Raw genomic sequence first — 19764 nt, 5'->3', positions numbered from 1 at the left:
GCCACCCGGGGTCGAGCACGTGTTACGTCGTGCTCGGCGCCCCGAACCAGCGGGCCAGGGCTTCATGCAGTCCCTGGTCCGTGCCCTCGCCGACCCATGCGACGTGTCCGTCCGGACGAATCAGCACCGCGACGGGTGCGGGGACCACGCCGAGCACTGGGAGCACCCACTCGCCCGGGTCGCGAGCCGAGACCCGTTGAACCCGGTCCGCCCAGGGCGCGATGTCGAGGGCCCCTGGTTCGCCCAGGTCGAGCAGCACCGGTCGTGCCTCGTGCAGCAGTTGGAACACGCGGCGTGGGCCGTCGGCGGTCACCAGGTCGAGGTCCGGCACGCGCCGCCCGAGCAACGGGTGTCCAGCGCCCAGGTCATACTGGACGTCCAGCCCCGACATCATCGCCGCGTACTGCTTGCGAGGCTCGTCCATCCGCAACAGCTCCGACAGCGTCTCGCGCACGGCATCCATCCGCGCGTCGCCGCGACTGAGCGCGGTCTGCGCCATGGTCTTGCGCAACGCGCGGGCCGCGACGGGGTGTCGCTCGGCCTGGTACGTGTCGAGCAGGCTCTCCGGCGAAACGCCTCGCACGACCTGCGCCAGCTTCCACCCCAGGTTCACGGCATCCTGCACTCCGAGGTTGAGCCCCTGTCCGCCCATCGGCGAGTGCACGTGGGCCGCGTCTCCAGCCAGCAGCACTCGACGGTCCCGGTAGGACGCCGCCTGCCGCGTCATGTCGGTGAACCTGGAGAGGTACGTGGCGCTTCGCAAGCCGAAGTCCGACCCGTAGAGCCTGACGAGGCCCTCGCGCAGCGTCTCGAGTGTCGGCGCCTCGCCCGTGTTGACCTGTTCCTCTCGCAGCACGACGCCGACGCTTCCGTCCGCCTGCTTGCCCATGGCGAACGTGCCCTTCTCGTCCCGGCGGATGCCGAACGCGGGGGCTCCCGTCATCTCGACCTCGGCGATGAGGTAGCTGATCGACGCGTCCCACCCCGGGAACTCGATGCCGGCTGCCTTGCGGACCAGACTCCGGCCCCCATCGCACCCGACGAGGTACTTCGCCCGCAGCGAGCGGCCGTCGGACAGCGCCACGTCGACGCCCGTGTCGTCCTGCGCGAAGCCCGTCACCTCGCATCCTCGGTAGATGGGCACCGCGAGCTCCTCGACCCACTGCGCCAGGATGCGCTCGAAGCGCTCCTGCAGGAGCGCGAGCCCGTGGTTGTGACGCGTCGGGAAGTCACTGAGGTCCAGCGGCGTCTGTCCGAACGCCACGTTCTGGACCGGCTGCCCTTGTGAGACGAAGCGCTCGACGACTCCGCGCTGATCGAGCACCTCCAGGCTGCGCGCGTGCAGGCCTCGCGAGCGCGAGCCGGCGACATCCTGACTGGCACGACGCTCGACGATGGCCACGTCCACCTTCGCCAACGCCAGCTCCGCCGCCAGCATCAGCCCGGTCGGGCCTCCTCCCGCAATCACCACGGCGTGTTGCGTTATCATGTCCCTGTGCATGGCTCGGTCCTCCCGCTCCTGGGTCGAAACGGGCGAGGGTGGACCATGACCGGGGGGGCTTGCGGCAATACCCGGGGTCTGGCATTTGCTGATGGTGGAAGGAAGGCGGGCCCGCGCCGTGGCGGTCGGCCAGGGCGAGCGCCGCGAAGAAGCGCCACGCCGCGGCCAGGTGATTTCCTGCCCGGAGCCCTCTATGTGACGGTGGGGAGTCCGCCCTCTGCTGCTGGGAGCGGCGGGCCGTACCATTGCCTCCCAGCGACCCGTCCAATCACATAGAGGCAGATGTTGAAGGGCAGCAGATACGTGAAGAAGAAGGGCATCGTGAGGAACTCGGAGCCCGAGACCTCATATTCGATGGATGCGATCTCTTTCTCCTCGCCTTGGGTGAACAGCACCTCCCGATAGGCAAAGAGGTCATTGCTGAGTTCTCCCGACGTGCAGGTGATCAATCGCATCTGCCCCGAGTCGCCTTGCACGGTGATCGCCTTACCTCGTCGTGACGAGGCCCAGTTCCCGCAGACGCTCTCAATCTGCGGACGAAGTTCTTCCACCGACTCCGTCCGAGAGAGGTCTCCCGGTAACGTGATCACCGCCGCCATCAGCCGGTCATGCATGCACCTGGACGTGAAGTCGAAGAGCGGGCATCCGATGAACTCGCTCGGCACGATGGGCTGAGTCGGACGCAGCTCCACATCCCCGTTCGGGTCGCTCCTGAAGGACGTCAGTGCTTCGAGTCGGCGCGAGGCGGCCAGCACGCCCGCTCCACTTGGCGGCGTGATGAAGTAACCCCAGAGGCTGTAGCAGAAGACCGAGGCCTCGAGACCGCTGATGAACACCAGCGCGAGGACGACGAAGGCCTTGTTCAGCATGGCGTCGAATCCCTCCAGGGATTCCGGGTGACGCGCCGGCAGCGCCACACAGAAGAATCCCTCGCCATCCTACCTGGAAGACTCGTGCACCGCCGCCCCTCCCATGTCCGGCATGGGACGGGAGGGGCGTGATTCCAGCCATCCTCGAGCGGAATCGAGGACGGCCGTCAATGCGCCGCGACTAGAACGCGCAGGCCCACCGGTAGGGAGGCCGCGTCGCGCCAGCTCGGAAGCACACGCAGGAGCTCTCCCACGAGCCGGACGTCTCCACGATACAGCAGGGCGTCTCGGCGTTGAGGGAGTTGCAAAGCTGGCCCTGAAGCGTCGTGCAGAGCGGCAGGGAAGGGTCGCACTCCTGCGGCTCCGGCGGAGGGCACGGGATGTCAACGCCGTCGCACGTCACGCCCACGTAGTGGGTCGCGGAGCACGTCGTCGACGAAGACGGACAGCTGACCGTGCCCTGCTCGCAGGTCGCGGTACATCCAGTCAGCTCCTGGGCAGCGCCGGTCGCGTCCTCGACGGCGAGTTCGTCCGACGGAGTTCCGCAACCGAATGCGAGCACGGCGACGCATCCCAGCAACAACAGCTTCAAGCGGTTCATGGAGAATCCCCTGATGTGAAGATGTGCGAGCGAAGGACGACCGGGCCGCGCGCATCGTCGGGGATTCAAGTGCGGGGAGCAACCTGGGTCGATTCCAGACACCTGAGTCGTCCCGGCCCCGCATCCCGTGACTCGTCACTTCTCGCAGGTCAGGTCGTAGCCGGTGTTCCAGCTCATGCCATCCATCGAATACTGGCCGCGCAGGGTCAGCATCCCAGGCGAGACGAGGTGCTCGGTGTCCTGGATCTTCATCCTGCCCATGGGGCCGGTCGACTCGCCGACCCAGGTGACGCCGTCCGTGGACGAAGACGTGGCATCGCCTCCCATGTTGTCGAGGATGACATTCCTCCACGTGCGAGCCGTTGAATCGAACGTCCGGTACGACGTGAACTTGTAGGGGTACTCACCGGACACCGCCACGAAGTCGGTGCGCAGCCAGGCCTTGTCGAGCTCGAGCCGGGCCTCGAATCGGACTTTGCTCGGGCTCGCACCGCCGGGTCCGTGGATGGAGCCGTTGCAGGTCCAGGTCCCGGTCAGCTCCCTGGCGGCGTCAGACACTGCTGACGCCGCAGGGGCCGCGGATTCGGCCATCGAGGGTTGCACGGAGGCGGTGTTCGAGGACGTGCCTCGACAGCCCATCAGGCAGACAACGGTGACGAACACGGTGAGGGTCGGACGCGCGAGCAAGAGATCCTCCGGGAAGGCTGCTGTGAATGCACAGGGCATCTAAAGCAGCCTCGCTCCATGAGGACAGGGCGCCGTTTACGCGAGGATCGGCGGATCCGAGGGTGGGTTCGGATTAGAGGCCGTTGATGTACAGGCGGCCTGCTCCGCAATCGCCGCTGTAGCCGTCGACGATGATGAAGAGTTTGCGGCCCTTGGGTTGGTCCCGGAGCACGACTCGAGACCGATAGTTGCCATCCGCCCAATCGTCATTGCAGGCATAGACAACGCCCGTGTCCGCGGCCCTGCGGACCTCCAAGATCGTGTCGTACGACGACCCGTAGGTGGTGATGGAGTAGTCCCCGGTGACAGGAACCGTCCACGTGTACGACATGTCCCGCGCCGCGCCCGTGCCGCAGGTCGTGCGCCACTCGTTGTTGGCGGCGCAGCTATCGAATGAGGCGATGTGGCCCAGCGCACTGCCCAGATGCCCCCCGAACGTCGCCTGCGACACGCTGCCGTCCTCTCCTGGCTCTTCGACTTCGGGCGAAACGTCCTCCGACCGAGAAGGAGCGCCGACGTCGCCTTCGTAATCGGGGCCGCAGGCGCTCAACAGCAGGGCACAGCTCAACGACGAAAAGACTGCTCTGAGAGGGATGGGCATGTCTGGACCGGCGGGGGTGAGCGCCCAATGCTTGTCATGACAGGCTGGGCGGTCAGGCACCAGGGAGTGTGCCTGGCTGCTCTATCCTTGGGTCCACGGCTGGAGCCGGCCACTGTCTCTGTCGGGCAGGTCTCCGTCCGCTGATGGACGCTGGTGGCAATCACTCACCGAGCGAGCGTCGGCGCCTGCTGGAACGGCCGCGCGTCCTTGGGAATGTCGATGGTGAAACGGGTGCCACGCTCGGGAAGGCTGTCCACGGTGATGGTGATGGGCCGCTCCGAAGAGCCGTACTTCACCGCGTTGCTGGTCAGGTTCTCCACCGCCCGCCGCAACGGCTCGGGCGCGGAGTACCCCCGGACCTGTGAACGCCTGGCTTCAAAGCCGGGCGCCAGGCCGAGTCCCAGGCAGGCCCGGCGAGCTCCTGTCCGCAGGGCTCGCCGACGGAGCGTATCGGCTCACCGCTGTAGTCCTGGCAGCAGCGGCCCGGCGCCGAACTCCGGCGTCGCCGCGAGCCTGCGCAACGCCAACGTCAACAACCCCAGCACCTCCAGGCGCGTCAGCCCTTCCTCATCGCTCCACACCATGAGGCTCAACGGCGGCGCCATGTTCCGCCGCGCGCTCTCACACGCCTCATCCCAGAGCCGGTGCTCGACGACCTGGGCCGCCGATGGCTCCGCCGGGAAGGGCTGCCGCAGCTCCTCGCGACTCGACTCCTTGCGCGTCTCGGCCAGCAGCTTGTCGAGGTACGCGTGGGCCTCCGGGGACATACGCACCTGTCGCTCGACCAAGTGCCGCGCGGCTTTCAAGTCCGGGTCCCCCGAGGCAATCCGGGTCCGGAGCTCCTTCAATGCCTGCGTGAGCGTGTGGCGAAGCATCCGTGAGCCTCCCGCGACTGGTGGGGACCCGCTCCAACACCAACACCCTGGCCATGCGCACGCCGCACGGCCACCGCCCAGCGTGCCACGTCCGAGCCCCGCGCCTCCAATCCCGGCCCCGCCCCTGATGACGACCGTCATCACCCCCTTGCCCCCAGACATCACCGCCCCCGCCCGAAATCGTCCCCTCAAAACCGCAACCCACTGGAATCACGAGCCCCAGGTGACGGAGTCGAAGTGGGGAAGGGTCGGCACGGCGAATGCTCCAGGGCTTCCACGTCACCGACTCCCACTCCGAGGCGATCCCCCATGAAGCTCCGCTCCCGCCCGTCGTTCTCCACGCCGGCCCCCAAGACGGACACGACGTCGCGCCCCCGCTCCAACAGCACCCCGGCGAAGCCCGACACGACGTCGCTGCCCAAGGCCCGTCCGTCCGCCACGGAGCTCCAGGATGGGAAGAACCACCTCAAGCCCACCGACTACGGCGTCACGCACCCGGACCTCCCGGGCATCCGGACCCGCCGCGATGGCGGGCAGAGCGGCGCCCAGTTCGCGGACTTCACCCGCGACACGCGCGAGTCCACCCACACGTTGATGAACCGGCCCACCGGCAATCGCATGTTGACGGAGCTGGACGGCCGCACCCAGGCGCTCAACCCCGGCCAGACGGGCACCGTGCGCAACCCCATCACCTCCACGGACATCTACTCGGGCCGCAACGCCGACATGCCCATGTCGCACCTGCCGAGGCACCAGGGCACCTACGAGTCCATCCGCCCGGCCTACCGTCACGATGGCCAGCCCAGCGCGGGCCTGCCCAGCCGCATCAACTACGATGAGACGGCCCCCGGCAACATGCGCTTCAACAGCCTGGGCCACGAGTCGGTCCACGCGTGGCGCGCCTCCAACGGCCTCCAGGTGGGCTCCATCGAGTCGAGCAAGCACGCCAACGCCGACGTCTTCAAGCGCTACCCCGACTTCGCCGACAACATGAAGGCGAACCTCAACCGTCGCACGATGCTGACCGAGGAGTTCGAGACGGTGGGCCTGAAGCCCACGCCGCACACGCCCGCGGGCTGGGCGCCCACGGAGAACAAGATCCGCGCCGAGCACGGCCTGCCCAGCCGCAATGACTACTCGGGCCGCGCGCCGAACCTGCCCAACCCGACGAACGAGGCCATCCAGCGCTACGACGAGGGCTCCGACAATCGCAGCGTCTTCCAGAAGATGATCGGCACCCCGACCCCCATCGGGAAGATCCTCGGCGACATCGAGGGCTGAGCACCCCCGACGCCCGGCTCCCACAAGGGGCCGGGTAGGGGAATGCGAGGAGGCAACTGCCGGACTTCCGGGCCCGCTCCGTATACGTCACGGACTGTTCTCCGGAGGCGTCGTGAGCCAGCAGGCTGGGATGAAGAGGGGCGCCGCGCTCCTGGGCATGTTCTTCGTGATGGCCTGCGGCTCGCCCGCGCCGAAGAGCGCCGAGCCCGCCGCGCTGGTGTCCCAGCAGACGCGGGTCCTGACGGCCTCGCCCACGTACAACCGGACGGGCTTCACGCAGACGACGCTCGCGGATGGGCGGGTGCTCGTCGCCGGAGGCACCGCGCAGGGCGCTCCCGCCGACTTCCGCGCCACCGAGCTCTACACGCCGGGCGCCTCGACGCCGTGGAGCACCACCGGGGACATGGTGGTGGCGCGGTACGAGCATGCCGCCACCCGGCTCCAGGACGGGCGCGTGCTCGTGTCCGGAGGCATCACCCCCCTGGGAAATGGCCGCGACGCGGAGCTGTATGACCCGGCCACGGGGACGTGGACCGCCACCGGCTCGCTCATCGCGGCGCGGGCCCGACACACCCAGACGCTGCTCCAGAACGGCAAGGTGCTGGTGGTGGGCGGCGACGGCACCGCCACCACGCAGGGCCTTGGCTCCGCGGAGCTGTATGACCCCGCCACCGGCACGTGGACCCTCGCCGCCTCGCCTTCGAGGGGCGGGTACTCCGGCCACACCGCGACGCTGCTGCGCAATGGCGACGTGCTGCTCCTGGGAAACCGCAACCAGCACGAGCGCTATCGGCCGAGCACCAACACGTGGATCGCCACGACGAACAGCGGCGCGGTGCTCGCGGCGGGACACTCGGCGACGTTGCTGACGACCACGGTCAATGGCGAGGTGCTCGTCGTGGGGCCGCAGTGGCAGAGCGATGTGCCCAGCCAGATGGCCTCCCGCTACGACCCCGTCGCGAACACCTGGACGACCGCCATCTGGGCGCCGTTCCCTCGCGTCGGACACGGCGCGGTGGAGCTGAGCAACGGCTCGGTGCTGGTGGTCGGCGGATATCACCCGACGACGGGCGCGCCGGCGCAGTGGGTCTCGCGCTACGACATCGGCACGGGCGGCTGGACCGCGTTGACGGCGCTCGCGCTGGCGCGGCGGGACTTCGGCATGTCGCTCGTTGGAAACGCGCCGGACCAGGTGCTGCTCAACGGCGGGTGGAACGTCGACTCGAATGGCGTGTGGTCCCGCCAGCCCAGTGAGCTGTACTCGACGGGCTGCGTGCCGAAGACGTCGTGCCTGGCGAACAACTGGCAGTGCGGCAGCCCCTCGGATGGCTGCGGCGGCAAGCTGGAGTGTGGCTCCTGCGGGGTCGGCTACGAGTGCAACCCGCTGAACTACTGCGAGTCGAGCTGTGTGCCGGACCCCCTCCTCACCACCTGCCAGAACCGCTGCGGCTGCGTCGCCAACAACTGTGGGACGTCGGTGAACTGCGGCCCGTGCCCGGACGGTGGCGCGTGCCCGACGGGGCAGCAGCTGTGCTGTGACGGGGTGTGCCGCTCCAAGAACGAGTGTTTCATCATCGCCTGCGCCAACTCCGCGCAGCCCCACGAGTCCGTCGGACTGTCCTGCGCGCCGGAGTCCTGAACACGACGGCGCATCCTGGGCCTGGATCCAGAGCGGGGGGCGCAAGTACAACCCAGGTGTCAGGCGGGCACGACGCCCGCCGACCTGGGACGCATGCTCGCCAATCTCCATAACGCCGACATTCCCCGCCCCGTGCTCGACGTCATCGCGCGGCTGCGGGAGCTCAACCACGCCGTGTACCTGGTGGGCGGCTGCGTGCGGGACATGGTGCGCAAGGTCCCCCCGAAGGACTTCGACGTGGCCACCAGCGCGCTGCCGGAGGAGGTCCAGCGCGCCTTCCGCAAGGTCATCCCCACCGGCATCCAGCACGGCACCGTCACCGTCGTCCAGGGCGGCACGCATGTGGAGGTGACGACGTTCCGCTCGGAGGGGGACTACCTGGACGGGCGCCGGCCCAGCTCCGTCGCCTTCGAGCGCGACATCGTCAAGGACCTGTCCCGCCGCGACTTCACCATCAACGCGATGGCCTACAACCCGTTGGACCGCGACCTGGTGGACCCGTTCGGCGGCCAGACGGACCTGCAGGCCCAGCTCATCAAGTGCGTGGGCTCCGCGTTCGAGCGCTTCTCCGAGGATGGCCTGCGCCCCATGCGCGCGGTCCGCTTCGCCGCGGTGCTCGGCTTCTCGCTGGACTCGGCCACGCGCGACGCCATCCCCGCCACGCTCGGCGTCTTCCGCAAGGTCGCGCTGGAGCGCGTGCGCGAGGAGCTGGTCAAGCTGCTGCTGTCCCCGCGCGCCGAGGGCGGGCTCGTGTTGCTGGTGGAGACGGGGCTGTTGGACGTGTTCCTCCCCGAGGTGGCCCGCGCCGCGCCCGAAGAGGCCCGGCTCGCGCGCGCCGCCGTGCAGGCCGCGCCGGCGGAGGTGGAGGTCCGGATGGCCGCGCTCCTCGCGGACCTGGTGGACCGGAGCCAGGCCCGGGACATCGGCCTGCGCCTGAAGTTCCCCAACAAGGTCGCGGACCTGGTGGCGCTGCTCGTGGAGACCGCGAAGCTCGAGGAGCGCTTCGCGGACCCGGACCCCGCGCTGCGCCGGCTCCTGGCCCGGGTGGGGCTCGCGCAGCTGCCCGCGCTGCTCACCGTGGCCCGGGCCCGCGTCCAGGCTCGGGCGCCCGAGCGTTCGGCGGAGCTGGAGCGGCTGTGCGCCCGGCTGGAGGCGCTCGCCGCCGCGAAGCCGCCCCTGGTGGCCAAGGACCTGGCGCTCACCGGCGGCGACATCATGTCCACGCTCGGGGTCGGCCCGTCGCCCATCGTCGGAGAGGCCACCCGCTTCCTCATGGACTCCGTGCTGGATGACCCCGCGCTGAACACCCGCGAGGCCCTGGCGCAGCGGCTCAAGGACTGGCACGCGGCCCGCCCGAAGGCTTGAGGCGGGGACTGCTCGCGCGGCGGTGCGCGGGCTGACACCTGGCTCGGACGAAGGCCCGAGGTGAGCCCCTCGCGCGGCGGCGCATGGCTTGTCAGAGGGGCCCCGAGGTTGGCGGCCCGGCGTCCGAGCTGACACGCGGCTTGCCAGCGCCGCCAGGGGCGGCTCGCTTCCCCTGTCGGGCGTGGGCCCACCGGGGCGCACGAGGGCGCGCCTGCTCTCGTGTCGGCCGGGGCTGCCCTGTCCAAGGGGGGCTCCCGGTCGGGTTCCGGGGGCATCCAGCGTCCTGCCGCGTGCGCCCGGAGGCCGGGGCGTGTAGGAAGGGACACCATGCGAGTCGTCGTTGCGATGAGCGGCGGGGTGGATTCCTCGGCCGCTGCCGCCCTGCTCAAGGAGCAGGGCCACGAGGTCATCGGCATCACCCTGCGCGTCTGGTCCTACGAGGGCAAGGCGAAGTGCGGCAGTTGCTGCAGTCCCGACGACATCGATGACGCGCGCGCCGTCGCCCAGGCGCTGGGCATCCCGTACTACGTCGCCAACGCGGAGGAGATCTTCCAGGACCGCGTCGTCAACCCCTTCGTCCAGTCGTACCTGGGCGGACGCACGCCCATCCCGTGCGTGGCCTGCAACCGCGACGTGAAGTTCAACTTCCTGCTCAAGCGGGCCCGGGCGCTCGGCGCCAGGTTGGCCACGGGCCACTACGCGCGCGTCGAGGAGCAGGACGGCCGCTACGTCCTGCGCCGCGCCGCGGACCTGGCCAAGGACCAGAGCTACTTCCTCTTCACGCTGGGCCAGGACGAGCTGCGCGACATCGTCTTCCCCGTGGGCGACATGACCAAGGCCCAGGTGCGCGCCGTCGCCGAGCGCCACGCGCTGCCCACCAGCCACAAGCCGGAGAGCATGGAGATCTGCTTCGTGCCGGACGGCGACTACGCGGGCTTCGTGGAGAAGGTCGCCGGCCCCCAGCCCGAGGGCGACATCGTCGACGCGGAAGGGCAGGTGCTCGGCAAGCACCACGGCATCCATCGCTACACGGTGGGCCAGCGCAAGGGCCTCAACCTGGGCGGCGGCCAGGTGCGCTACGTCCAGCGCCTGGAGCCGGACACCCACCGCGTCGTCGTGGGCAACGCCGAGGACACGGGGCGCGATCGCTTCGGGCTGCTCCAGCCCCACTGGGTGGACGCGCCCCCGTCTCCCGAGACGCCCGTGGAGGTCCGCATCCGCCACCGCCACGCCGGCGCCGCCGGGCGCGTGGAGATCTCCCCCCACGGGCTCGTTTCGGTGAAGCTGGATGCGCCGGCGCGCGCCGTCACGCCGGGACAGGCCGCCGTGGTCTACGCTCAGGACCGGGTCCTGGGTGGTGGGTGGATCGTCTGAGCTCGAGTCAACCGGGAGGAGTACGGGACATGGCGCAGCGCCTCGTGGGATGCCTGCTGGTCGCGGCCAGTCTCGTCGCCGGCTGCAAGGAGCGCTCGGACAAGCCCATCGCCGGACTGCTCGCGGCCGGCGCCCCCGTGGTGCGCAAGGAAGGCAAGGCCGAGTACACCATCGCCGTGGGCGCGCAGCTCCTGGGCGACGTGAAGCTCACCGCCACCGGGCCCGCGGTGCTCGAGTACTTCGGCGGCGGCCTGCGCTTCCTGGAGAAGGGTGACACGCTGGAGGTGGGCGACGCGGACGAGGCGAAGCTGCACGGCTCCAACCTCCCGTCGTACCGCTGGGCGGACGGCGGCGTGCAGGAGGCGCCCCGCGCGCTGCGCATCGTCGCCGCCCGCTACACCAACGTGCAGGTGACGCCCAAGAGCGCGCACGAGGACGCGTACACGTCCACCCAGTACTTCGTCGCCTTCTTCACGCCCAACGGCCTGAGCCGGCTCGGCTCCGACACGAAGCACGAGGGGCCCCACCAGCCGCTGCCCGCGCCGCCGTTCCGCCCCAAGGTCCCCTTCATCCACGCCGGAGACCTGGGCGAGGGCGGGCTGGTGGCGGTGGTGGAGGACGGCTTCGCCGTGGCGGAGACGGATGACCTGGCCACCGCGGTGCTGCTGGAGGGGCGCGAGGTGCCGCTGGGCCGCACCGTGCGCCTGCTGGTGCCGGACGGCGCGGAGGTCACCCTCAAGGGCGCGGGCGGCGTCGAGGTGGAGGTGGAAGGGCCCGCCGACGTGCGCCTGCGTTGAGCCTGGACCCGGGGACGGTTTGTCCTCGCGGGGCCGGCTTCTGTAGAGTCCCTCGTCCCTCTCGGCCGGGGTGTGCCATGACGAGGAGTGAGCTCATCGAACGCATCGCGGAGCGTGCGCCCCACGTGCCGCGACGTGAGTTGGAGTCCATCGTCCACGCCGTCTTCGACTGCATGGCGGAGGCCCTCGTGGCCGGCCGGCGCATCGAGCTGCGCGGCTTCGGCGTCTTCTCGCTGCGCACCCGGCGCGCGCGCACCGGCCGCAACCCGAAGACGGGCAAGAGCGTCGCCGTGCCCGAGCGCCGCACGCTCTCGTTCGCCGCGGGCAAGGAGCTGCGCGCGCGCCTCAACGCGCCAGCGCCCCGACAGGAGCCCGTGGGCTCCGTGCTGCCGCCGGGGGTGCTCGCCACGCAGCCGCTCGCGTCGACGTCGCTCGCCCCTTAGCGGGGGCGCGGGCGCGCGGCTTTCCGTGAATTTGACCGTGTGGGAGGTGGGGCGTACCTTCCCTCGACGCCGACGCTACAGGCCGCAACACGGACTCGTGTGGCCCGCTCTGTCCGCGCGCGAGGATTCCTGAGTCATGCGTGATGCCCACCGGATGAAAGAGAAGTTCGATGTCTCTCTGGACAACCGGCAGATTGTCAGCCTGTTGATCGCCGGCATCGTGGTGCTCGGCGCCGTCTTCGTGCTGGGCGTCGTCGTGGGCAAGAAGCTCGCGGGCGATGCCCAGACGGCCAGCGCCCCCGACCTGCTCTCCGCCCTGGACGCCAACGCCCAGGCGCTGCAGGCCGTGCGCAAGGAGCCGCAGCTGACGTTCCAGGACGAGCTGACGCGCAAGGCCAGCGCGGAGCCCATCGCGCCTGTCGCGCCCAAGCCCGCCCCCAAGGCGCCCGTCGTCGCCGAGAAGCCCGTGGCGAAGCCCGCCGAGCCGGTGAAGACCGCCGCGCTCGCCCCGACGCCGGACCCGGACACCGGTGAGCTGCCCCCGGAGGAGCCGGCCGAGGAGCCCAAGGCCGTCGTCGAGGCACCCAAGCCCGTGGAGAAGCCCGCCGCCGAGAAGCCGGCCGAGAAGCCCGCGGCCCTCGCGGTGAAGCCCGCGGTGGTGTCCGGCAAGGTGGAGGTGGCGGCCGTCCCCACGCGCACGACGCAGAAGGAGGGTGGCGGACTGAAGGAGGCCATCGCCCGGGCCGCGCAGCTGCCGGACCCCGCGGTGAAGGGTGGGGCGTTCACGCTCCAGCTCTCGGCGTTCCAGGACAAGCAGGAGGCCGAGCGTTTCATGGGTCGGTTGCGCGACCGCGGCTATGCCCCGTATATCGTCACCGCGGAGGTGGCCGGCAAGGGCACCTGGTACCGCGTGCGCATGGGCACCTTCGCCTCGAAGGACGCTGCCACCCGGTATCTGTCAGACTTCAAGCGAGAGACGCAGCTCGACGCGTTCGTGGCCGGCACGAACTGAAGAGCGGCCGAGGAAGACAGGAAGCACCATGACGACGACGAGGCGGGTGGAGAAGCCCTGGGGCCACGAGCTCATCTGGGCCCACACCGAGCGCTATGTGGGCAAGCTGCTGCACGTGAAGCAGGGCCACAAGCTCAGCCTGCAGTACCACAACCAGAAGGACGAGACGATCCACGTCCAGAGCGGCAAGCTGCTCTTCGTCGTCGACGAGGGACAGGGGCTCATCGAGAAGGAGATGAACCCGGGCGAGAGCTACCACATCAAGCCGCTCACCAAGCACCGCATGGTGGCCCTCACCGACTGCGACATCCTCGAGGTGAGCACCCCCGAGCTGGATGACGTCGTCCGGCTGGAGGACTCCTACGGTCGCACCGGCACCAGCAAGCCGTAGCCGTCCTCGCCGCACCCGGAAGGTGGACGCGGCCCGGCGCCTTCAGTCGCTGGCCGCGTTGTTGGGATTGCGGGTCCACTTGTCGACGGTGCCGTCGCCGTCCAGGTCCTCGCCGATGCGGTCCACCTGGCCCTTCTCCCAGTACTCCCAATAGTCCACGCGGCCGTCGCCGTTGGTGTCGCGCTCCTTGCGCACCAGCACGCCGCGCTCGTAGTACGTGACGCTGTCGGGCTTGCCGTCCCCGTCGAAGTCCCGCTCGCGGCGCGTGTTGGCCCCCTTCTCGTAGAAGTAGGTGGCGTCCACCTTGCCGTCGTAGTCCAGGTCCATCACCTCGCGCATCAGCGCGCCGGACTCGTCGAAGAAGCGCGTCAGGTCCACGCGCCCGTCCCAGTTCAGGTCCAGCTCCTGGCGCACCTTGCGCAGCGTGTCCGAGCCCTCCACGTCCACCGTGTACGTCCACACGTCGGGCTTGCCGTCGCCATTCACGTCCTGCGCCGTGACGTGCTCGCCGCGCGCGCGCTCGGGCTGCACGGACTCGCCGGTGGTGGTGGGTGAGGATTGACCCGAGGCGCCCTGCTTGGGCCCGGAGGCCTTGTTCCCGGCACAGCCCGCGAGCAGGCCCGTGGTGACGAATCCGAGGAAAATCCAGCGCTTGCCGACTGTCATCCGGGGCTCCCGCGACGATGGGGCGTCTGGGCCAGGACATGTGCACGAGATGCTTCCGCGCGCCACGTCATTCCATATATTTTCACATATCGCCATGGCCCGAAAGAAAGTCAGCACCACCATCTACATTACCCCGGAGCAGAACGAGCTCCTCAAGGCGCTGAACCAGAAGACCAAGGTGCCCGTGGCCGAGTACATCCGCCAGGGCATCGACCTGGTCCTGGAGAAGTACAAGGCGCAGCTGCCGGGGCAGGCGACCTTCGACGAGATTTGAGAGAAGAAAGAGGCGGCACGTGAAGAGCATGCAGGGGAAGCGAGTGGTGGTCCTGGGCGGCGCGGGCTTCGTTGGCTCGCACCTGTGTGAGCGCTTGCTGGATGACGGCGCGGCCCGGGTGACGGCGGTGGACAACCTGATCACGGGCAATGAGGAGAACCTGCGCACGCTGAAGGGGCGCCCGGGCTTCTCGTACGTGAAGGCGGACATCACCGAGGGCATCCCCGTGGAGGGGCCGCTCGACTACGTGTTGAACCTGGCCTCGCCCGCCTCGCCCATCGACTACGCGAACCTCCCGCTGGAGACCTTGCGCGTGGGCTCCATCGGCACGGAGAACGGGCTGAAGCTGGCGGAGAAGCACCACGCCGTCTTCCTGATGGCCTCCACCTCCGAGGTGTATGGAGACCCGTTGGTGCACCCGCAGCGCGAGGACTACTGGGGCAACGTCAATCCCATCGGTCCGCGCTCGGTGTACGACGAGGCCAAGCGCTACTCGGAGGCGATCACCGCGGCCTACGGGCGCAAGGGCGTGCAGGTGCGCATCGTGCGCATCTTCAACACCTACGGCCCGCGCATGCGCCTCAACGACGGCCGCGTGGTGCCGGCCTTCGTGGGCCAGGCGCTGCAGGGCGAGGACTTCACGGTGTTCGGGGACGGCAGCCAGACGCGCTCGTTCTGTTACGTGAAGGACCTGGTGGACGGCCTGGTGCGGCTGGCGCTGTCGGACGAGCCCAACCCGGTCAACATCGGCAACCCCCGGGAGATGACCATCCGCCAGTTCGCGGAGGCCGTGCGCACGGCGGCGGGCGGGGGCGGGAAGATCATCGAGAAGCCCTTGCCCAAGGACGACCCCAAGCAGCGTCAGCCAGACATCACCCGGGCCCGCACGATCCTGAACTGGGAGCCCAAGGTGCCGCTGGAAGAGGGTTTGCGAGAGACCATCGCGTACTTCCGCGAGGTTGCCGTGCGACGCTCCCCGGCATAGGTTGCCGCCGCGAGTGATCCTGGATGTGAAGACGGGTCCGGCCACGGCCGGATGGCGGGGAGAGCGATAGCGTGAAAGTCCTGGTGACGGGTGGCGCGGGCTTCATTGGCTCGCACGTGTGTGACGAGTTCCTCCGGGGTGGGCATGAGGTCATCGCCCTGGATGACCTGTCCGGCGGCCGGAAGGAGAACCTGGACCCTCGCGTCCGGCTGGCGGTGCATGACATCCGCAGCCGGGAGGCCTCGGAGCTCATCAAGGCGGAGAAGCCGGACGTCCTCTGCCACCTGGCCGCGCAGATGGACGTGCGGCGCAGCGTGGACGACCCGGGCTTCGACGCGGACGTGAACATCCGCGGCATGCTCAACCTCCTGGAGGCCGCGCGCGTCTCCGGCGTCAAGAAGGTCATCTTCAGCTCCACGGGCGGCGCCATCTACGGAGAGCAGGACGTGTTCCCCGCGCCGGAGTCCCACGCCACGCGGCCGGTGTCGCCGTACGGCGTCTCCAAGGCGGCCGGCGAGCTGTACCTGGGCTACTACAAGGCCCAGTACGGCCTGCCGTACGTCGCCCTCCGGTACGCGAACGTCTACGGCCCGCGCCAGAATCCGCACGGCGAGGCGGGCGTGGTGGCCATCTTCTGCCAGCGCCTCTTGTCCGGGCAGGGCTGCACCATCTTCGGCGAGGGCAAGCAGACGCGTGACTTCGTCTTCGGTCCCGACGTGGCCCGCGCCAACCGGCTGGCCTTCGAGAAGGACTACGTGGGCGCCATCAACATCGGCACCGGCGTGGAGACGGACATCAACCGCCTCTATGGTCTGCTGGCCGAGGCGGCCGGCTCGTCCGCGCCCGCGGCCCACGCCCCGGGCAAGCCGGGTGAGCAGCTGCGCTCGTGCATCGACAACTCGCTCGCGAAGAAGGTCCTGGGCTGGGAGCCCACGGTGGACCTGCGCGAGGGCGCCCGCCGCACGGTGGCGTTCTTCCGCGAGAAGGCCGAGCCCGGCCGCGCCCACGGCTGAAGCCCGCCGGGTCGCAGGGCAGGGGAGTCCGGGAGGGGCCCTCGGGGTGCCTCCCGGGGTCCTGTCATGGCCTGGGGCGTGCCTCGGGCGGCATGATGCTTGGGGAACAATCGAGCGCCCCTGACGGGTTGCTCGTCGGGCAGTCGTTCGCGCGTAGATTTTCGCGCGGTTCGATGTTACTCACGCCCGCTTCTTTCGACGAGCGCCCCGAACATGCCGGCTGAAAACGCGCACATCCGCAACTTCTGCATCATCGCCCATATCGACCATGGGAAGTCGACGCTGGCCGACCGCCTCCTCGACAAGACGGGGACGCTGAGCAAGCGCGAGGCGCAGGCCCAGTTCCTCGACAACATGGACATCGAGCGCGAACGGGGCATCACCATCAAGGCCCAGTCCGTGCGGATGAACTACACGGCGAAGGACGGCAAGCAGTACGTCCTGAACCTCATCGACACGCCGGGGCACGTGGACTTCGCCTACGAGGTGAGCCGCAGCCTGGCCGCGTGCGAGGGCGCGCTGCTGGTGGTGGACGCGTCGCAGGGCGTGGAGGCGCAGACGCTCGCCAACGTCTACATGGCGTTGGATCACGACCTGGAGATCATCCCGGTCATCAACAAGATCGACCTGCCCAGCGCCGACGTGGACCGCACGCGCGCCGAGATTGAAGACGTCATCGGCATCGACGCGTCGGTGGCCGTGCCCGCGTCCGCGAAGGAGGGCATCGGCATCCACGAGATCCTCGAGTCCGTGGTGGCCCGCGTGCCCCCGCCGACGGGCATGCCGGACGCGCCCCTCAAGGCGCTCGTGTTCGACTCCTGGTACGACAACTACCGGGGCGTGGTGACGCTGGTGCGCGTGCTCGAGGGCACGCTGAAGCTCAAGCAGAAGATCAAGCTGTGGAGCAACAACAAGGTCTTCGAGGTCCAGGAGCTGGGGGTCTTCAGCCCGTTCTCCCGTCCGGTGCAGCAGCTGATGGCCGGCGAGGTGGGCGTGCTGGTGGCCAACATCAAGGAGCTCCAGGACGCCAAGGTCGGTGACACCGTCACGGAGGAGGCCCGTCCCACGGACGCGCCGTTCCCCGGCTTCCAGGAAGTCAAGCCGATGGTGTTCTCCGGCATCTTCCCGGTGGACTCGGACCAGTACGAGAACCTGCGCGACGCGCTGGCGAAGCTGAAGCTCAACGACTCCGCCTTCACGTACGAGCCCGAGTCCTCCACGGCGCTCGGCTTCGGCTTCCGCTGCGGCTACCTGGGCCTGCTGCACATGGAGATCGTCCAGGAGCGCCTGGAGCGCGAGTACAACCTGGACCTCATCACCACGGCGCCCAGCGTGGTGTACCGCATCACCACCAGCAAGGGGGACGTCCTGCTCGTGGACAACCCCGCGAAGCTGCCGCCGGTGCAGAGCATCGAGAAGTTCGAGGAGCCCATCCTCACCTGTCACATCCACGTCCCGAATGATCACCTGGGCGCCATCCTGAAGCTGTGCCAGGAGCGCCGCGGCGTGCAGAAGGACATGAAGTACCTGGGCAGCAGCGGTCAGCGCGTGCAGGTGACGTACGAGATGCCGATGGCCGAGGTGGTCTTCGACTTCTTCGACAAGCTCAAGAGCGTGTCGCGCGGCTACGCGAGCCTGGACTACGAGCTGACGGGCTACGAGGAGGCGGACCTGGCGCGCCTGGACATCCTCATCAACGGGGACCCGGTGGACGCGCTGAGCGTCATCGTGCACCGCGAGCGCGCGTACCTGCGCGGCCGCGAGGTGTGCCAGAAGCTCAAGGAGGTCATCCCGAAGCAGATGTACGAGGTGGCCATCCAGGCGGCCATCGGCGCGAAGATCATCTCGCGCGAGACCATCTCCGCCATGCGCAAGAACGTGCTCGCCAAGTGCTACGGCGGCGACATCAGCCGCAAGCGCAAGCTCCTCGAGAAGCAGAAGGAGGGCAAGAAGCGCATGAAGCAGGTGGGCACGGTGGAGATTCCGCAGGAGGCCTTCCTCGCGGTCCTGAAGACGGAGCAGTAGCCCATGAACGCCGCCAGTCCTTCGGCCACCCCTCCCGCGAAGCTGGCGTCCGTGATGGCGGCCCGGCGCACCCCCGAGCAGGTGCGCGCCCGGCGCACGCTGGTGTGGCGGGAGATGCTCACCAGTCTGTGGGCCCCGCTGTGCATCATCGCCATCGTCCTGTTCCCGTACACGGTGCTCATCGAGTACGTGCCCACGGCGGCCTCGTGGGCGCAGCCGGCGATGAAGGGGCTGGGGCTGTTGATGGTGGCGTACTTCGCGGCGCTGCTCGTGTGGCGCAACGTGTCGCCCAAGGAGAAGCAGCTGCGGCGCCTGCGGCACGAGGCGCATGAGCTCATCTCGGAGAACGAGCGCATCCTCCAGAAGCCGGGCGTGCGGGAGAAGGTCTCCCCGGCGGTGGCGGAGCAGATCGCCGAGCAGGCGCTGAAGGTGGAGGGCGCGTCGGCGGCGGGTGACTCGGACGCGCTGGTGCGCGAGGTGAAGGCGCTGGAGGCGCTGACCACGCAGCACCTGGGGGCGTTCCGCAAGGAGTCGGCGGCGGACTTCGTGGGCGGCTTCGTGAAGATGCTGCTGGTGGCGCTGGTGTTCCGCACCTTCATCGTGGAGCCCTACCGGATTCCGTCCGGCTCCATGCTGCCCACGCTGCAGATCGGCGACCAGGTCTTCATCAACAAGTTCATCTACGGCGTGCGTGTGCCGTTCGCCAACGTGGTGCCATTCGTCATCGTCCGCCCCCCCGCGCGCGGCGACGTCATCGTGTTCAACAACCCCGTCAACGAGGCCACCGACTACATCAAGCGTGTGGTGGGCGTGCCGGGCGACACGGTGGAGATGTACGACGGCGTGGTCCACATCAACGGTCAGCCGCAGGCGCGCCAGCTGGTGGACGGCGAGTACATCGTCCACAACATCACCGACAGCGGCCAGTGGTACGACCAGCAGGAGGCGCTCTACCAGGAGAGCCTGAGCGGCGTGCCGCACAGCGTGCTCCAGACGCCCACGCGCATGCCCCGCCACGAGGGCCCCTACGTCGTCCCCGAGGGCCACGTCTTCGTGATGGGCGACAACCGCGACAACAGCTCCGACAGCCGCCACGGCCTGGGCGTCACCGGCTACGGCCGCACGGAGTTCGTGCCGTACGGCCACATCAAGGGCAAGGCCATGGTGGTGTGGCTGTCCCTGGGCTACCACGGCCTGTTCCACGGGCTGTTCGGCGGCACCGGCCTCCGGTTGGACCGCTTCTTCGAGCCCGTGCGCTGACGTCGCCTGTCCCGGGCTGACGGGAGTTCCTGGCAATCGTTCCCCTCGTGGTTCGTAGAGGGGAGC

The 19764-nt window shown here is 69.1% G+C and carries 20 protein-coding genes; 13 read left to right on the top strand and 7 right to left on the bottom strand.

Annotation, left to right across the window (positions count from 1 at the left end; all coding sequences use genetic code 11):
• Positions 1-22 precede the first annotated feature (22 nt).
• The 6 genes from AC6JA9_RS23475 to AC6JA9_RS23450 form a co-directional block, all read right to left on the bottom strand.
• Positions 23-1501, bottom strand: a complete 1479-nt coding sequence (locus AC6JA9_RS23475) for an FAD-dependent monooxygenase (protein WP_497957853.1) — start codon at positions 1499-1501, stop codon at positions 23-25.
• Between the two features lie 191 nt (positions 1502-1692).
• Positions 1693-2418: a hypothetical protein gene (locus AC6JA9_RS23470; RefSeq protein ID WP_223747419.1), complete on the bottom strand. Its 726-nt coding sequence runs from the start codon at positions 2416-2418 to the stop codon at positions 1693-1695.
• A gap of 688 nt (positions 2419-3106) precedes the next feature.
• Positions 3107-3658 carry a DUF1579 domain-containing protein gene (locus AC6JA9_RS23465; RefSeq protein WP_223747420.1) on the bottom strand — a complete coding sequence of 184 codons (552 nt, stop codon included), beginning with the start codon at positions 3656-3658 and terminating at the stop codon, positions 3107-3109.
• Between the two features lie 112 nt (positions 3659-3770).
• Positions 3771-4265 (bottom strand): hypothetical protein, encoded by a 495-nt coding sequence (locus AC6JA9_RS23460; RefSeq protein WP_223747421.1) that lies wholly within the window; start codon positions 4263-4265, stop codon positions 3771-3773.
• 197 nt (positions 4266-4462) lie between these two features.
• Positions 4463-4618, bottom strand: a complete 156-nt coding sequence (locus AC6JA9_RS23455) for an ATP-binding protein (protein WP_267700779.1) — start codon at positions 4616-4618, stop codon at positions 4463-4465.
• 135 nt (positions 4619-4753) lie between these two features.
• Complete coding sequence (locus tag AC6JA9_RS23450; RefSeq protein ID WP_497957852.1) at positions 4754-5173, bottom strand: hypothetical protein; 420 nt, start codon at positions 5171-5173, stop codon at positions 4754-4756.
• Positions 5174-5482: 309 nt separating this feature from the next.
• Between AC6JA9_RS23450 and AC6JA9_RS23445 the strand changes: the two genes are divergently transcribed.
• The 8 genes from AC6JA9_RS23445 to AC6JA9_RS23410 all read left to right on the top strand — a co-directional run bounded on the left by AC6JA9_RS23445 (position 5483) and on the right by AC6JA9_RS23410 (position 13475).
• Positions 5483-6454, top strand: coding sequence for a M91 family zinc metallopeptidase (locus AC6JA9_RS23445; RefSeq protein ID WP_248543522.1), 972 nt, complete (start codon positions 5483-5485; stop codon positions 6452-6454).
• A 130-nt stretch (positions 6455-6584) separates the two neighbouring features.
• Positions 6585-8093: a Kelch repeat-containing protein gene (locus tag AC6JA9_RS23440; protein WP_497957851.1), complete on the top strand. Its 1509-nt coding sequence runs from the start codon at positions 6585-6587 to the stop codon at positions 8091-8093.
• 93 nt (positions 8094-8186) lie between these two features.
• A complete protein-coding gene (locus AC6JA9_RS23435; RefSeq protein ID WP_426746207.1) occupies positions 8187-9458 on the top strand; it encodes a CCA tRNA nucleotidyltransferase in 1272 nt (423 codons plus the stop codon).
• A 327-nt stretch (positions 9459-9785) separates the two neighbouring features.
• Entirely contained in the window at positions 9786-10832 is a 1047-nt protein-coding gene (gene mnmA / locus AC6JA9_RS23430; RefSeq protein WP_497957850.1) for a tRNA 2-thiouridine(34) synthase MnmA, read from the top strand.
• A 29-nt stretch (positions 10833-10861) separates the two neighbouring features.
• Positions 10862-11629 carry a hypothetical protein gene (locus AC6JA9_RS23425; RefSeq protein ID WP_141323298.1) on the top strand — a complete coding sequence of 256 codons (768 nt, stop codon included), beginning with the start codon at positions 10862-10864 and terminating at the stop codon, positions 11627-11629.
• Positions 11630-11706: 77 nt separating this feature from the next.
• Complete coding sequence (locus AC6JA9_RS23420) at positions 11707-12072, top strand: integration host factor subunit beta (protein ID WP_223747428.1); 366 nt, start codon at positions 11707-11709, stop codon at positions 12070-12072.
• A 136-nt stretch (positions 12073-12208) separates the two neighbouring features.
• A complete protein-coding gene (locus tag AC6JA9_RS23415) occupies positions 12209-13084 on the top strand; it encodes an SPOR domain-containing protein (protein WP_223747429.1) in 876 nt (291 codons plus the stop codon).
• Between the two features lie 28 nt (positions 13085-13112).
• Positions 13113-13475: a cupin domain-containing protein gene (locus tag AC6JA9_RS23410; protein ID WP_046714085.1), complete on the top strand. Its 363-nt coding sequence runs from the start codon at positions 13113-13115 to the stop codon at positions 13473-13475.
• Between the two features lie 42 nt (positions 13476-13517).
• On the opposite strand, the gene AC6JA9_RS23405 is transcribed toward AC6JA9_RS23410, so the two are convergent.
• Complete coding sequence (locus AC6JA9_RS23405) at positions 13518-14141, bottom strand: hypothetical protein (RefSeq protein WP_223747430.1); 624 nt, start codon at positions 14139-14141, stop codon at positions 13518-13520.
• Between the two features lie 94 nt (positions 14142-14235).
• Between AC6JA9_RS23405 and AC6JA9_RS23400 the strand changes: the two genes are divergently transcribed.
• The 5 genes from AC6JA9_RS23400 to lepB all read left to right on the top strand — a co-directional run bounded on the left by AC6JA9_RS23400 (position 14236) and on the right by lepB (position 19698).
• Entirely contained in the window at positions 14236-14415 is a 180-nt protein-coding gene (locus AC6JA9_RS23400) for a ribbon-helix-helix domain-containing protein (protein ID WP_046714083.1), read from the top strand.
• A gap of 28 nt (positions 14416-14443) precedes the next feature.
• Entirely contained in the window at positions 14444-15400 is a 957-nt protein-coding gene (locus AC6JA9_RS23395) for a UDP-glucuronic acid decarboxylase family protein (RefSeq protein ID WP_223783748.1), read from the top strand.
• 71 nt (positions 15401-15471) lie between these two features.
• Positions 15472-16413, top strand: a complete 942-nt coding sequence (locus tag AC6JA9_RS23390) for an NAD-dependent epimerase/dehydratase family protein (protein ID WP_223747432.1) — start codon at positions 15472-15474, stop codon at positions 16411-16413.
• A gap of 213 nt (positions 16414-16626) precedes the next feature.
• Complete coding sequence (gene lepA / locus AC6JA9_RS23385; protein ID WP_141323305.1) at positions 16627-18438, top strand: translation elongation factor 4; 1812 nt, start codon at positions 16627-16629, stop codon at positions 18436-18438.
• A gap of 3 nt (positions 18439-18441) precedes the next feature.
• Positions 18442-19698 (top strand): signal peptidase I, encoded by a 1257-nt coding sequence (gene lepB / locus AC6JA9_RS23380; RefSeq protein ID WP_223747433.1) that lies wholly within the window; start codon positions 18442-18444, stop codon positions 19696-19698.
• The last annotated feature ends 66 nt before the right edge of the window (positions 19699-19764 follow it).

It is taken from the genome of Myxococcus sp. MH1 (assembly GCF_059738865.1).
The sequence above is the reverse complement of the archived record's forward strand: the minus strand, read 5'-3'. Positions and strand labels throughout refer to the sequence as shown.